This window comes from Pseudomonas sp. TZ252, from assembly GCF_056110345.1.
Genome location: NZ_CM148566.1, coordinates 3,973,417 through 3,985,244, shown reverse-complemented (window position 1 = coordinate 3,985,244; position 11,828 = coordinate 3,973,417). Strand labels below are relative to the sequence as shown.

Annotated in this window: 12 protein-coding genes and 1 CRISPR repeat array (1 of these 13 running past the window's edge); of the genes, 7 read left to right on the top strand and 5 right to left on the bottom strand. The window is 67.4% G+C overall.

Annotated features, from left to right (window positions below; all coding sequences use genetic code 11):
* Nucleotides 1–30: 30 nt before the first annotated feature.
* Nucleotides 31–324 (top strand): putative quinol monooxygenase, encoded by a 294-nt coding sequence (locus ACYAF3_RS18445; RefSeq protein WP_003104358.1) that lies wholly within the window; start codon nt 31–33, stop codon nt 322–324.
* Between the two features lie 21 nt (nt 325–345).
* Nucleotides 346–1,359 carry a zinc-binding alcohol dehydrogenase family protein gene (locus tag ACYAF3_RS18440; protein ID WP_128669412.1) on the top strand — a complete coding sequence of 338 codons (1,014 nt, stop codon included), beginning with the start codon at nt 346–348 and terminating at the stop codon, nt 1,357–1,359.
* A gap of 57 nt (nt 1,360–1,416) precedes the next feature.
* Here the strand turns inward: ACYAF3_RS18440 and ACYAF3_RS18435 are convergent, their stop codons facing one another.
* From ACYAF3_RS18435 to mmsA, 3 genes are all read right to left on the bottom strand, one after another.
* Nucleotides 1,417–3,303, bottom strand: a complete 1,887-nt coding sequence (locus ACYAF3_RS18435; protein WP_003104354.1) for a propionyl-CoA synthetase — start codon at nt 3,301–3,303, stop codon at nt 1,417–1,419.
* Nucleotides 3,304–3,404: 101 nt separating this feature from the next.
* A complete protein-coding gene (gene mmsB / locus ACYAF3_RS18430; protein ID WP_003453595.1) occupies nt 3,405–4,301 on the bottom strand; it encodes a 3-hydroxyisobutyrate dehydrogenase in 897 nt (298 codons plus the stop codon).
* 15 nt (nt 4,302–4,316) lie between these two features.
* Nucleotides 4,317–5,810, bottom strand: a complete 1,494-nt coding sequence (gene mmsA, locus ACYAF3_RS18425) for a CoA-acylating methylmalonate-semialdehyde dehydrogenase (RefSeq protein WP_003092142.1) — start codon at nt 5,808–5,810, stop codon at nt 4,317–4,319.
* Between the two features lie 131 nt (nt 5,811–5,941).
* Between mmsA and mmsR the strand changes: the two genes are divergently transcribed.
* On the top strand, nt 5,942–6,865 hold the full coding sequence (gene mmsR / locus ACYAF3_RS18420; protein WP_004345397.1) for an MmsAB operon transcriptional regulator MmsR: 924 nt from the start codon (nt 5,942–5,944) through the stop codon (nt 6,863–6,865).
* 126 nt (nt 6,866–6,991) lie between these two features.
* The gene (locus ACYAF3_RS18415; RefSeq protein WP_003104346.1) at nt 6,992–7,168 is read left to right on the top strand and encodes a hypothetical protein; all 177 of its coding nucleotides are present in this window, start codon (nt 6,992–6,994) and stop codon (nt 7,166–7,168) included.
* Nucleotides 7,169–7,175: 7 nt separating this feature from the next.
* On the opposite strand, the gene ACYAF3_RS18410 is transcribed toward ACYAF3_RS18415, so the two are convergent.
* A complete protein-coding gene (locus tag ACYAF3_RS18410; RefSeq protein ID WP_128669410.1) occupies nt 7,176–8,354 on the bottom strand; it encodes a multidrug effflux MFS transporter in 1,179 nt (392 codons plus the stop codon).
* A 365-nt stretch (nt 8,355–8,719) separates the two neighbouring features.
* On the opposite strand from ACYAF3_RS18410, the gene nalD reads away from it, so the two are divergent.
* Entirely contained in the window at nt 8,720–9,358 is a 639-nt protein-coding gene (gene nalD / locus ACYAF3_RS18405) for an efflux system transcriptional repressor NalD (RefSeq protein WP_003092152.1), read from the top strand.
* On the opposite strand, the gene ACYAF3_RS18400 is transcribed toward nalD, so the two are convergent.
* Nucleotides 9,337–9,534 carry a heavy-metal-associated domain-containing protein gene (locus tag ACYAF3_RS18400; RefSeq protein ID WP_003092153.1) on the bottom strand — a complete coding sequence of 66 codons (198 nt, stop codon included), beginning with the start codon at nt 9,532–9,534 and terminating at the stop codon, nt 9,337–9,339. The genes nalD and ACYAF3_RS18400 overlap by 22 nt on opposite strands.
* Before the next feature lie 182 nt (nt 9,535–9,716).
* Between ACYAF3_RS18400 and ACYAF3_RS18395 the strand changes: the two genes are divergently transcribed.
* The gene (locus ACYAF3_RS18395; protein ID WP_003092155.1) at nt 9,717–10,247 is read left to right on the top strand and encodes a cytochrome b; all 531 of its coding nucleotides are present in this window, start codon (nt 9,717–9,719) and stop codon (nt 10,245–10,247) included.
* Nucleotides 10,248–10,345: 98 nt separating this feature from the next.
* On the top strand, nt 10,346–10,768 hold the full coding sequence (locus ACYAF3_RS18390; protein WP_003143305.1) for a hypothetical protein: 423 nt from the start codon (nt 10,346–10,348) through the stop codon (nt 10,766–10,768).
* 820 nt (nt 10,769–11,588) lie between these two features.
* A CRISPR array of direct repeats spans nt 11,589–11,828; the repeat unit is 28 nt; unit sequence TTTCTTAGCTGCCTGTACGGCAGTGAAC (it continues 149 nt past the right edge of the window).

Here is an 11,828-nt window from a genome sequence, read left to right as displayed (position 1 = left end):
CCTGACTCCGCCCCATCGAAGGAACCCACCATGAGCACACCCCTCACCCTGATCGCCACCATCACCGCCGCCCCCGGCCACGCCGAGGCCCTGGAACGCGAATTGCGCGCCCTGGTCGCCCCGTCGCGCGCCGAGGCTGGTTGCCTGCAGTACGACCTGCACCAGGACCGCCACGACTCCCACCTGTTCTACATGATCGAGCAGTGGCGCGACGACGCCGCCCTGGAGCGGCACCAGAACACCGAACACTTCCTGCGCTTCAGCCGCGGCAACGAAGCCCTGCTGCAGAACGTGAAGATCGACCAACTCTATCGCCTCGCCTGAGGCCCGTTTCCCGGAGTTCCCATGAAAGCTGTCGGTTACTACCAATCCCTGCCCATCGACCATCCCGACGCCCTGCTCGACCTCGAACTGCCCGAGCCCACGCCGGGCCCGCGCGACCTGCTGGTGGAGGTCCGCGCCATCTCGGTCAACCCGGTGGATACCAAGGTCCGCCAGCGCGCCCAGCCGGAAGCCGGCCAGGCCAAGGTGCTGGGCTGGGACGCGGCGGGCGTGGTGCGCGCGGTCGGCAGCGAGGTCAGCCTGTTCCGTCCTGGCGATCGGGTCTGGTACGCCGGGGACATCACCCGCCCCGGTAGCAACAGCGAGCTGCATCGGGTCGACGAGCGCATTGCCGGGCACCTGCCGAAAAGCCTCGACTTCGCCCAGGCCGCGGCCCTGCCGCTGTCCACCATCACTGCCTGGGAACTGCTCTTCGAGCGCTTGCAGATCGCCGAAGGCAAGGCCGACCAGGGCCAGAGCCTGCTGGTGGTCGGTGCCGCCGGCGGGGTCGGTTCGATCCTGGTCCAACTGGCCCGGCAACTGACCGGCCTGAACGTGATCGGCACCGCTTCGCGCGCAGAGACCCAGGCCTGGGTCCGCGACCTCGGCGCGCACCATGTGATCGACCACGGCAAGCCGCTGGCCGAAGAGCTGAAGCGGATCGGTGTCGCCGAGGTCAGCCACGTCGCCAGCCTGACCCACACCGACCAGCACCTCGAACAGATCGTCGCCGCGCTGCGCCCGCAAGGCCGCCTGGCGCTGATCGACGACCCGGCGTCGCTGGACATCGGCAAGCTGAAGCAGAAGAGCCTGTCGCTGCACTGGGAGTTCATGTACACCCGCTCGATGTTCCAGACCGACGACATGATCGAGCAGCACCGGCTGCTGGAGCGGGTCGCCGGGCTGATCGACGAAGGCGTGTTGAAGACCACCGTCGGCGAGCATTTCGGCCGCATCGACGCGGCCAACCTGCGCCGCGCCCACGCGCTGCTGGAGAGCGGCCGGGCCAAGGGCAAGATCGTTCTCGAAGGGTTCTGAACGGCAGGACCACGGGGCGCGGCGTTTTCCACCCTACCGCCGTGCCCCTGGCCTTTGCTATCCCGCCTTGCGCACCCTCAGCGCAGCCTCGATCTCGCCAAGGATCGTCGGGTCGTCGATGGTCGATGGCGCCGCGTAGTCCTCGCCATCGGCGATCTTGCGCAGCACCGCGCGGAGGATCTTCCCGGAGCGGGTCTTCGGCAGCCGCTTGACCACCACCACCCGCTGGAAGCAGGCCAGCGCGCCGATCTGTTCGCGGACCAGCGCCACCAGCTCGCGCTGCAGTTGCTCGGCGGCGATCCCGGCATCGTCCTTGAGCACCACCAGGCCCAGCGGCACGTGGCCCTTGAGTTCGTCCCGCACGCCGATCACCGCGCACTCGGCAACCGCCTGGTGCTGCGCCACGCGTTCCTCCATCTCGCCGGTGGAGAGGCGATGCCCGGAAACGTTTATCACGTCGTCGGTGCGCCCCATGATGTAGACGAAGCCGTCCTCGTCGAGATAACCGCCGTCGCCGGTGTGGTAGTAGCCGGGATAGTTGCCCAGGTAGGCCTGCAGGTAGCGCGGGTGGTCGCCCCAGAGGGTCTGCGCGCAGCCCGGCGGCAACGGCAGGGCGATGACGATCGCGCCCTGGCGGTTCGCACCCAGCGGCCGGCCTTCGTCGTCCAGCACCTGCACGTGGTAGCCGGGCACCGCGCGGTTGGTCGAGCCGGCCCGCAGGTCGTGGCCGGCGATCCCGATGCAGGGCGCGGTCACCGGCCAGCCGGTCTCGGTCTGCCACCAATGGTCGTGGACCGGCCGCCCGGTGTGCTCCTCCAGCCAGTGCTGGGTGCTGCTGTCGAGCTTCTCGCCGGCCAGGAACAGGTGGCGCAGCGAACCCAGGTCGTAGCGCTTCACCCGTTCGCCATGCGGGTCTTCCTTGCGGATCGCGCGGATCGCCGTCGGCGCGCAGAACAGGCTGTTCACCCTGTGCTCTTCGATCACCCGCCAGTAGGCGCCGGCGTCCGGCGTGCGCACCGGCTTGCCTTCGTAGAACACCGTGGTACAGCCGCACATCAGCGGGCCGTAGACGATCAGCGAGTGGCCGACCACCCAGCCGACGTCGGAGATCCCCCACCAGACGTCGCCGGCCTGCATGCCGTAGATAGTGCGGACCGCGTAGCGCACCGCGACCGCGTGGCCACCGTTGTCGCGGACGATACCCTTGGGCTTACCGGTGGTGCCCGAGGTGTACATGATGTACAGCGGATCGCCGCTGGCCACCGGCAGCGGATCGGCCGGCTCGGCGGCGGCGAGGCAGTCCTGCCAGTCCAGGTCGCGGCCCGGGTGCAGGCGCGCGGGCGCCTGCGGGCGTTGCCAGACCATGACGTGGGCAGGCTGGTGGATCGCCAGTTCGAGGGCCTTGTCCACCAGCGGCTTGTATTCGATCACCCGATCGAACTCCAGCCCGCAGGAAGCGGTGAGCACCAGCTTCGGCGTGGCGTCGTCGATGCGCAGGGCCAGCTCGTAGGGAGCGAAGCCACCGAACACCACCGAATGCACCGCGCCCAGGCGCGCGCAGGCGAGCATCGCCATGGCCGCCTGCGGCACCATCGGCATGTAGATGATCACCCGGTCGCCCTTGCCGACCCCGAGGGCCCGCAGGGCGCCGGCCAGGCGCGCCACTTCGTCGCGCAGCCGCAGGTAGCTGTAGCGGTCCTGGGTACCGGTCACCGGCGAGTCGTAGATCAGCGCGGTCTGTTCGCCGCGCCCCTCCTCGATCTGCCGGTCGAGGGCCAGGTAGGCGCTGTTCAGACGGCCATCGGCGAACCAGCGATGGGTGCCGTCGGGCAGGCTTTCGAGGATGTTCGCGGGCGCCTGGTACCAGGCCAGGGAACGGGCCTGTTCGGCCCAGAACGCGGCCGGCTCGGCGATCGAGCGGGCGTGCTGCTGCAGGTACGTCATGTTCCAGCCCTCTGATTGTTCTTATTAGGGATGAAGCAGTGAGTGAGCCTTGGAGTATGGGCGGGCGCCGGGCACCCGCCATCAACCTTTGGTCGTAGAGGTCAGTCCTTGCCGCGGTAGAGCTTCTGGATGCTGGAGAAGTCCAGCCCCTCGTGCTCGGCATCGGCCTGGGCGTGCAGGCTGAACAGGTTGCGCGCCAGCGCGCCGAGCGGCGTCGAGGCCTGCACCGCCTGGGCGTTGGCCAGCGCCAGGCCGAGGTCCTTGTTCATCAGGCGCACCTGGAAACCGCCGGCATAGCCGTTGCTCGCCGGCGCCTGCGGCATCACCCCGGGCCAGGGGTTGTAGAGGTTCAGCGCCCAGTTGCCACCGGAACTCTGCTTCATCACCTCGGACAGCACCGCCGGGTCGAGGCCGTTCTTCACCCCCAGCGCCAGGGCCTCGGCGGTGCCGGCCATGAGGATGCCGAGGAGCATGTTGTTGCAGATCTTCGCCACCTGGCCGGCGCCGTGATCGCCGGCGTGGAAGATGTTCCGGCCCATGTTCTCGAGGATCGGCCGGGCCCGCGCGAAGCCTTCGGCGGGGCCGCCGACGATGAAGCTCAGGGTTCCGGCGCGGGCGCCGCCGACGCCGCCGGAAACCGGCGCGTCGAGCAGGGTCAGGCCCTTCGCCGCGGCGGCCTCGGCGACCTTGCGCGCGGTCTCCGGGGCGATGGTCGAGCAGTCGATCAGCAGGGGCTTGGCGGCGACCCGCGCGAGCAGGCCGTCGTCGCCGAGATACAGGCTTTCCACGTGCTGCCCGGCCGGCAGCATGCTGATCACCACTTCGGCGCCTTCGCAGCACTGCAAGGCGCTATCGGCGCCCTGCGCGCCCTGCTCGACCAGGCTCAGCACGGCCTTGGGCTGCAAGTCGAAGACATTCACCCGGTGGCCAGCCTTGAGCAGGTTGGCGGCCATCGGCCCACCCATGTTGCCCAGGCCGAGGAATGCGATGTCGGTCATCGGTCCGTCTCCCTTTCAGCGCATCTGGATCGAGAAGTTGGTCCCGGCCACGCTATCGCTGTCGAACCAGCGCGCGGTCACGGTCTTGGTCTCGGTGTAGAAGCGCACGCCCTGCTTGCCGTAGGCGTGCAGGTCGCCGTAGAACGAGCCCTTCCAACCGGTGAAGGAGAAGAACGGCAGCGGTACCGGGATCGGGATGTTGATGCCCACCTGGCCGACCTCGATGTGGTGCTGGAAGGTCCGCGCCGCGGCGCCGGAGCTGGTGAAGATCGAGGTGCCGTTGCCGTAGGGGCTTTCGTTGATCAGGCGGATCGCCTGCTCCAGGCTGTCGACCTCGGCCAGGCAGAGCACCGGGCCGAACACCTCTTCGCGGTAGATCGCCATGTCCGGGCGCACCCCGGCGAACAGCGTCGGGCCGACCCAGTTGCCGTCCGGGTATCCCTCGACCTTGTAGCCGCGGCCATCCAGCAGCAGTTGCGCGCCCTCCTCCACGCCCTGGCCGATCAGGCGCTCGATGCGCGCCTTGGCCTGCGGGTTGATCACCGGGCCGTAGCTGGCGCCGCTGTCGTCCCATGGGCCGGGGCGGACCTTGGCCAGCGCGTCGCGGATTTCCGGAATCCACTCGCGGGCGGCCCCCACCAGCACCGCCACCGAGATCGCCATGCAGCGCTGCCCGGCCGCGCCCACCGAGGCACCGACCAGGTTGCTGATGACCTGTGCCTTGTCCGCGTCGGGCATGATCACCATGTGGTTCTTCGCCCCGGCGAAGCTCTGCACGCGCTTATTGTGCGCGGTGCCGGTGTGGTAGACGTACTGGCCGACGGCGACCGAGCCGACGAAGGACACCGCCTTCACCTGCGGGTGCTTGAGCAACTGGTCGACCTGTTCCTTGCCGCCATGCACCACCTGCAGCACGCCCTTCGGCGCACCGGCCTCGAGGAACAGCTCGGCGAGCCGCACGCTGGTCAGCGGCACCTGCTCGGAAGGCTTGAGGATGAAGGCGTTGCCGCAGGCGATGGCCAGCGGGAACATCCACAGCGGGATCATCGCCGGGAAGTTGAACGGGGTGATGCCAACGCACACGCCCAGCGGCTGGGTGATGCTGTAGGTGTCGATGTTGCGGGCGACGTTCTCCACCGTCTCGCCCATCAGCAGCGAGGGCACGTTGCAGGCGTGCTCGACCACCTCGATACCGCGCCAGACGTCGCCCTTGGCGTCCTCGAAAGTCTTGCCCAGCTCGCTGGAGACGATCTTCGCCAGTTCGTCGTGGTGTTCCTTGAGCAACGCCTGGTAACGCAGCATCACCCGCGCGCGCTCGGAAACCGGGGTTTCCTTCCAACTGGCGAAGGTTTCGCGGGCACTGGCCACCGCCTGCTCGATCTGCTCCGCGCTGGCGCAGGCGATCTCCGCCAGGGTGCTGTTGTCGAGGGGATTGCTGACCGGGATGCGCTGGGCGCCGAGACCTTCGACGAAGGCTCCCGCGATGAGGTGGCGGACTGGGACTGACATGAACCCTCCTGCACCGGCCAGGCCGGCTTTTATTGTTGTGGCGGACTGGTACGAGGTCGATTCGGACCTCGCTTCGGCCAAGAAGCTATCACTGGGCGGAAGGTCGCGAGATCGACTAAATTGTGTTGTTCATGGACTATATTGCGGAGCCGGCTACCGACATGTCGCACACCTCCGACTGGCCCCTGCCGGCCGACAGCCTGCGCTTGCCGATCCCGGCGGCGCTGCTGGAGAAACTGGCGGTCCACCCGCTCAGCCGCGACCTCTACCCCACCTCCCTGGGCCACTACCGGCGCGCCCGCGACCACCGCATGAGCCGCGAGCGCCATGACGAGCACCTGCTGATCTATTGCAGCGAAGGCCAGGGCCTGTTGCGCGTGCGTGAGGGCGACGCCTGGCGCGAATACCGGGTCGGCAGCGGCGACCTGCTCTGGCTGCCGCCGGGCATGGCCCACGACTACGCCGCCGACGACCGCCAACCCTGGACCATCTTTTGGACCCACCTGCGCGGCGACAGCGCCACCTGGCTGCAACACAGCGCCGGCTACCGCGACACCCCGCTGCGCCATTGGGGCCTGCAACACGCCCTGCTCGGCGGCTTCGAGCAACTGCTGGAGGTGCGCCACAGCGGCTACCGCTTCCAGCACTTCCTGCTCGCCGCCAGCCGCCTGCGCAGCCTGCTCTGCCAGCTACCGCTGCTGCGCCCGCTGCGCGAGGGCAGCCTGGACCTCGACGGGCTGCACGCCTACATGCGCGAACACCTGCATGCGCGCCTCGAACTGGAACGCCTGGCGGCCTTCTGCAACCTGTCGAAGTTCCATTTCGTCAGTCGCTACAAGGCGATCACCGGCCGTACGCCTATCCAGCACTTCCTGCACCTGAAGATCGAGTACGCCTGCCAGTTGCTGGACAGCAGCGACCAGAGCGTGGCCCGGGTCGGCCAGGCGGTCGGCTACGACGACAGCTACTACTTCTCGCGCCTGTTCAGCAAGGTCATGGGTTTGTCGCCGAGCGCCTACCGGCAGCGGGTAAGGCAGGGCGAGGGAGGAGCCTGAAGCGCTCTGCGGCGGGGCTGTAAACGAAGCGGCGACCAGTTGTCGGCAAACTGATCCCGGTCAGTGTTTTCCGGGCCGACAGGACTAGACTGAAGCTCCCTTTCCAGCCCCGATGGATGAATCGCCATGAACATCCTCGTCCGCCCGTCGCAAACCCCGAAAGGCCAATGCTGGCAAGTCTGCCTCGACCAGCAGGCCGTCAACTTCCGTAGCGAAAGCGAGGCCCGGCGTTTCGTCGACCGCCTCGAGGCGCGCCTGCGCGCGCCCCATGTGCTGCCCGAACTGAAACAGCGAACGGCCTGATCCGCGCTCAGGCGGCCTGGCGCTCCAGGCGCCCGGTCTGCCAGGCGAGCAGGGTCGCGACCGCGCCGCAGACGGCGATCACCAGAGTCATGGGGATCGCCGTGCCGTCGTGGAGCACGCCGACCAGCGCCGAAGCGCCCGCCGCCACGCTGAACTGCAGGCTGCCCATCAGCGCCGAGGCGCTGCCGGCGTGCTGTCCCTGTCCGGCCATGGCGCAGGCGGAAGCGTTGGGAATGATGCAGCCGAGGCTGGCCACGCATCCGAACAGCGGAACCAGCAGCGGCCACAGCGTGGCCGGTTGCAGCGAAGCGATGCCCAGCAGGGCCAGGCCGCACACCAGGTAGCCCCAGATGATCCGCCGCAGCCAGTACGCCGGCCCGCGATAGCGCAGCAGCCGCGCGTTGACCTGTGCCATGACGATGAAGCCCGCGGCATTGCTGCCGAACAGCCAGCCATAGTGCTCGGCGGGAATCCCGTAGAGCTGGATGAACACGTAGGGCGAACCGGCGATGTAGGCGAACATCCCGGCCATCGCCACCCCGCCGGAAAGGCCATAGGCGAGAAACAGGCGGTCGGCGAACAGCCGCCGGTACTGCCCCAGCGCGCCGGACAGCGGCGGTCGCTCGCCGTCGGCCGGGATGGTTTCCGGCAGCCACAACGCCACGCCGAGGCCGGCCAGGGCGGCGAACAGGGTCAGGCAGACGAAGATCGATTGCCAGCCCTGCCAGTCCAGCAGCAGGCCGCCGGCCACGGGGGCGAGGATCGGCGCCAGGCCCATCACCAGCATCAACTGGGAAAACGCCTTGGCGGCGCCGATCGGATCGCACAGGTCACGCACCACTGCCCGCGAGATGACCATCCCGGCGCAGCCGCCGAGGGCCTGGACGAAGCGCGCGGCGATCAGCCACTCCAGGCTCGGCGCCAGGGCGCAGGCGGCCGAGGCCAGGGTGAAGATACTCACCCCCACCAGCAGCGGCAGGCGCCGGCCATAGCGGTCGGCCACCGGGCCATAGAGCAACTGGCCGATGGACAGGCCGGCGAAGTAGGCGGCCAGGCTCAGCTGGACGTGCTCGACGTCGGTGGCGAAGGCCTTGGCCAGGGTCGGGAAGCTCGGCAGGTAGAAATCGATGGCCAGTGGCCCGAAGGCGCTCAGGGCTCCCAGTATCAGCAGGATGCGCAGGTTCATGGATCGCTCGGCACGGGGCGCGTCGGTGGCAGGCAAGGCACTTCCCTGCGCGGCTCCCGGCAAGCGGGACGACGACGCCTATCATTGAATCGTCTGTGAGGGCGGGCGGCTCCAGGCCTGAAGGCCGGTACTGGCGGGAAGATGCTACGGACAGCCGGGGAGTCGCCGAAAAAGCAGCGCGCAGCATAACACCGAAGACGCCCGCCGATCATGGCCGGAGACCGTGGAACCGCGGAATCCACGACTCATGAATGAGCAGCATTAGACAAAGGTGGTGTCGAAATACTTCGAGTCCGCCCGAGCGCGGCTAAAATCGGTACACTCCCCGCCCCGTTGCCGAGACCGATTCGACTACCCAGCACAGCATGCGACGCACAAAGGAAGATTCTGAAAAAACCCGTACGGCCATCCTCCTGGCCGCCGAGGAACTGTTCCTGGAAAAGGGCGTGTCCCATACCAGCCTGGAACAGATCGCCAGGGCCGCTGGGGTGACCCGTGGCGCCGTCTACTGGCACTTCCAGAACAAGGCCCACCTGTTCAACGAGATGCTCAACCAGGTACGCCTGCCGCCGGAGCAACTCACCGAGCGCCTGTCCGGCTGCGATGGCAGCGACCCGCTGCGCTCGCTCTACGACCTCTGCCTGGAGGCCGTGCAATCGTTGCTGACGCAGGAGAAGAAGCGCCGCATCCTGACCATCCTGATGCAACGTTGCGAATTCACCGAGGAACTGCGCGAGGCGCAGGAACGCAACAACGCCTTCGTGCAGATGTTCATCGAACTCTGCGAGCAGTTGTTCGCCCGCGACGAATGCCGTGTGCGGCTGCATCCGGGCATGACCCCGAGGATCGCCTCGCGCGCCTTGCACGCGCTGATCCTGGGCCTGTTCAACGACTGGTTGCGCGACCCGCGCCTGTTCGATCCGGATACGGACGCGGAACACCTGCTGGAGCCGATGTTCCGTGGCCTGGTGCGCGACTGGGGTCAGGCCAGCTCGGCGCCGTAGCCCTCCTCGCGGATCGCCTCGAGTACCTGGGTGCTGTCGAGCCGGCTGGCGACCCGGACTTCGCCGGCGCCAAGATCCACCTGGACGTCCGCCGCCGAATCCTTCGCCTGCACCGCATGGGTGATCGCCCGTACGCAGTGGCCGCAGGTCATGCCCTGAACCTTGAAGACTTGCATGGTATTGCCTCCTGTTGGTCATCGATGGGGCGATTTTCGACCTTGACATGGTGTCAAGGTCAATCCTCGAAATATCCGGTAACCGACAAAGCGTCAAGAACGGGTAAAGGCGGAGTAAAGAGGCTTAAACCCTACAAAGCACATGGTTAACATGTTCACCTTGTTCTTCACGAGGTAGAACCATGTCCATCCGCCGCTATTCCCCGTCACAGATCGCCCTGCACTGGCTCAGCGCCGTCGCGGTCCTGCTGATCATCGCCCTGCCCTACGGCGCCGACTTCTTCGCCGGCCTGCTCGGCGGCAAGGGCAACGTCTTCACCCTGCACAAGTCGCTGGGCGTGGCGGTACTCCTGCTGACCCTGACACGCCTGGCGCTGCGCCGCGTCCAGGGTGTCCCGGATACCCTGGAGGGGAACCCGGACTGGCAGCGCGCGGCCGCCAAGGCCGGGCATTTCCTGCTGTACGCGGTGCTGATCGTCATGCCGCTCTCCGGCATGCTCGCCGGCAAGCGTCCGCTGGACCTGTTCTGGCTGGTGCAGATCGGCCCGTTCGACCTGCCGGAAGCCTTCAAGGCGTTCGCCGGCGGCACCCACGTCACCGTCCAGTACCTGCTTTTCGCGCTGATCCTCGGCCACGCCGCCGCGGCCATCTGGCACCACCGCGTGCAGAAGGACGACGTACTGCGCGCCATGCTGCCGCAACGCGGCGCCTGACCCCAGCGACGGACGGGCACGCGGATGCCCGTCCCGACTTGTCCCGGGCCCCGGCTTCGGCCAAGCTTTTCCCTACGCCCCCGCCGCCGAGGCCCGCCATGTTCCCCATCCTTCGCCCGCTGCTCCATACCGCTGCCCTGGCCTGCGCCCTCCCGGCGCTCGCCGCGGACCCGCAACCGGCCAGCGGCGGCTGGGCGCAACCCGACCCGGCGCCGATCGGCTATGCGGTGCTGAACGTTTCCCGCGAGCGGGTCGAGTCCGGCACTGCCTGCGATATCGGCCTGTACGTCCACGACGAACTGGTCGGCAACCTGCAACCGGGCGCCAGCCTGGCCCTGAACCTGCAACCCGGCGCGGTGGACGTGCGTCTTGCGCCGAACGGTCCTGGCGACGCCTGCCGGAACGGCATGACCATCCTCGCCGGACAGACCCTGACCCTGCGCGCCGGAGAGATCCGCAACCTGCGCATTACCCTCGGTGCGGGCGGGCTCTACCTGGCACCGGTGGCGGATGGGTACTGAGGGGTAGCGACTTGCCGTGGAGCATTGGCCATGACTCAGGGCACGAAGGTGGCGTTTCGGCACCGGGTGCACGGGGACTGCCTGGCGGGCCGTGAATGCGTGCACTGGCCCCCAGCTCCCGTCGCTGCCTGCACGGCAGTAAGGGGCAAGCTGCTGCTTAGCGCTTGAGCGGGCGTCATGGTTGCCGGTCAAGCTGCTTGTCGTGCTTGCCTTGGCCTCTTGTTTCGCCTTTCCAGGCGAGTTCCTTCTGCAAGCGTCCAAAAGACTCGCCCTGCCCCTCGGAGGGCATGCCAGGAGCCCGATCCGTAGGGCGAATAACCGCTTGCGGTTATCCGCCGGCTCTCCAGGGCATCGGCGGATACCGCCTGTGGCGGTATTCGCCCTACGGGACGTTCGAGCGGGCTTCATGTTTGCTGCTCAAGCTGTTTTCTGTGCCTGCCTTGGTCTCTTGTTTCGCCTTCCCAGGCGAGTTCCTTTTGCAAGCGTCCAAAAGGAACCAAAAGACTCGCCCCGGCATCCGGCCCCAGCCGCTTCTCGGCTGGGGTGCCCTCGCTGCATCGTTGCTCCCGGCGGCACGCCGCCACGGTCCTTCGTGGACCGAGGCGGCTCTCGCGGCATCCTGCCACTCGTCCCCCTCCGCAACGATTCCGCTCGGCCTCCTGACGGGGCGGGTTTGCCGCCCCACCACTCGGAGGGCAAGCCTCACTTCGTGGATGCCAGGAACCCGATCCGTAGGGCGGATACCGCCTATGGCGGCATTCGCCCTACGGGACTACACGGCAATGAACGGCGCAGGCTGGCCGTTCTGCTCTTTCTTGAGTTTCTTAGCTGCCTATACGGCAGTGAACAACGGTTTGACTTACCGCCGCCATGGCACGCTTTTCTTAGCTGCCTATACGGCAGTGAACTCCAAGTGACTTTTCCCTGGCTGAGTCAGTATTTTCTTAGCTGCCTATACGGCAGTGAACATGAGCCTCGACGAGTACAACGACAAGCTCAATTTCTTAGCTGCCTGTACGGCAGTGAACGTCCAGCAGCAGCGGAGTAAGCCCTGGCTGCA

Bases quoted from the DNA above. Each gene is read 5' to 3' on its own strand.
- ACYAF3_RS18395 (WP_003092155.1), top strand. From the start codon at position 9,717: ATGTCCATCCGCCGCTATTCCCCGTCACAGATCGCCCTGCACTGGCTC.
- nalD (WP_003092152.1), top strand. From the start codon at position 8,720: ATGCGACGCACAAAGGAAGATTCTGAAAAAACCCGTACGGCCATCCTC.
- ACYAF3_RS18390 (WP_003143305.1), top strand. From the start codon at position 10,346: ATGTTCCCCATCCTTCGCCCGCTGCTCCATACCGCTGCCCTGGCCTGC.
- mmsR (WP_004345397.1), top strand. From the start codon at position 5,942: ATGGACTATATTGCGGAGCCGGCTACCGACATGTCGCACACCTCCGAC.
- mmsB (WP_003453595.1), bottom strand. From the start codon at position 4,301: ATGACCGACATCGCATTCCTCGGCCTGGGCAACATGGGTGGGCCGATG.
- mmsA (WP_003092142.1), bottom strand. From the start codon at position 5,810: ATGTCAGTCCCAGTCCGCCACCTCATCGCGGGAGCCTTCGTCGAAGGT.
- ACYAF3_RS18415 (WP_003104346.1), top strand. From the start codon at position 6,992: ATGAACATCCTCGTCCGCCCGTCGCAAACCCCGAAAGGCCAATGCTGG.
- ACYAF3_RS18435 (WP_003104354.1), bottom strand. From the start codon at position 3,303: ATGACGTACCTGCAGCAGCACGCCCGCTCGATCGCCGAGCCGGCCGCG.
- ACYAF3_RS18410 (WP_128669410.1), bottom strand. From the start codon at position 8,354: ATGAACCTGCGCATCCTGCTGATACTGGGAGCCCTGAGCGCCTTCGGG.
- ACYAF3_RS18400 (WP_003092153.1), bottom strand. From the start codon at position 9,534: ATGCAAGTCTTCAAGGTTCAGGGCATGACCTGCGGCCACTGCGTACGG.
- ACYAF3_RS18445 (WP_003104358.1), top strand. From the start codon at position 31: ATGAGCACACCCCTCACCCTGATCGCCACCATCACCGCCGCCCCCGGC.
- ACYAF3_RS18440 (WP_128669412.1), top strand. From the start codon at position 346: ATGAAAGCTGTCGGTTACTACCAATCCCTGCCCATCGACCATCCCGAC.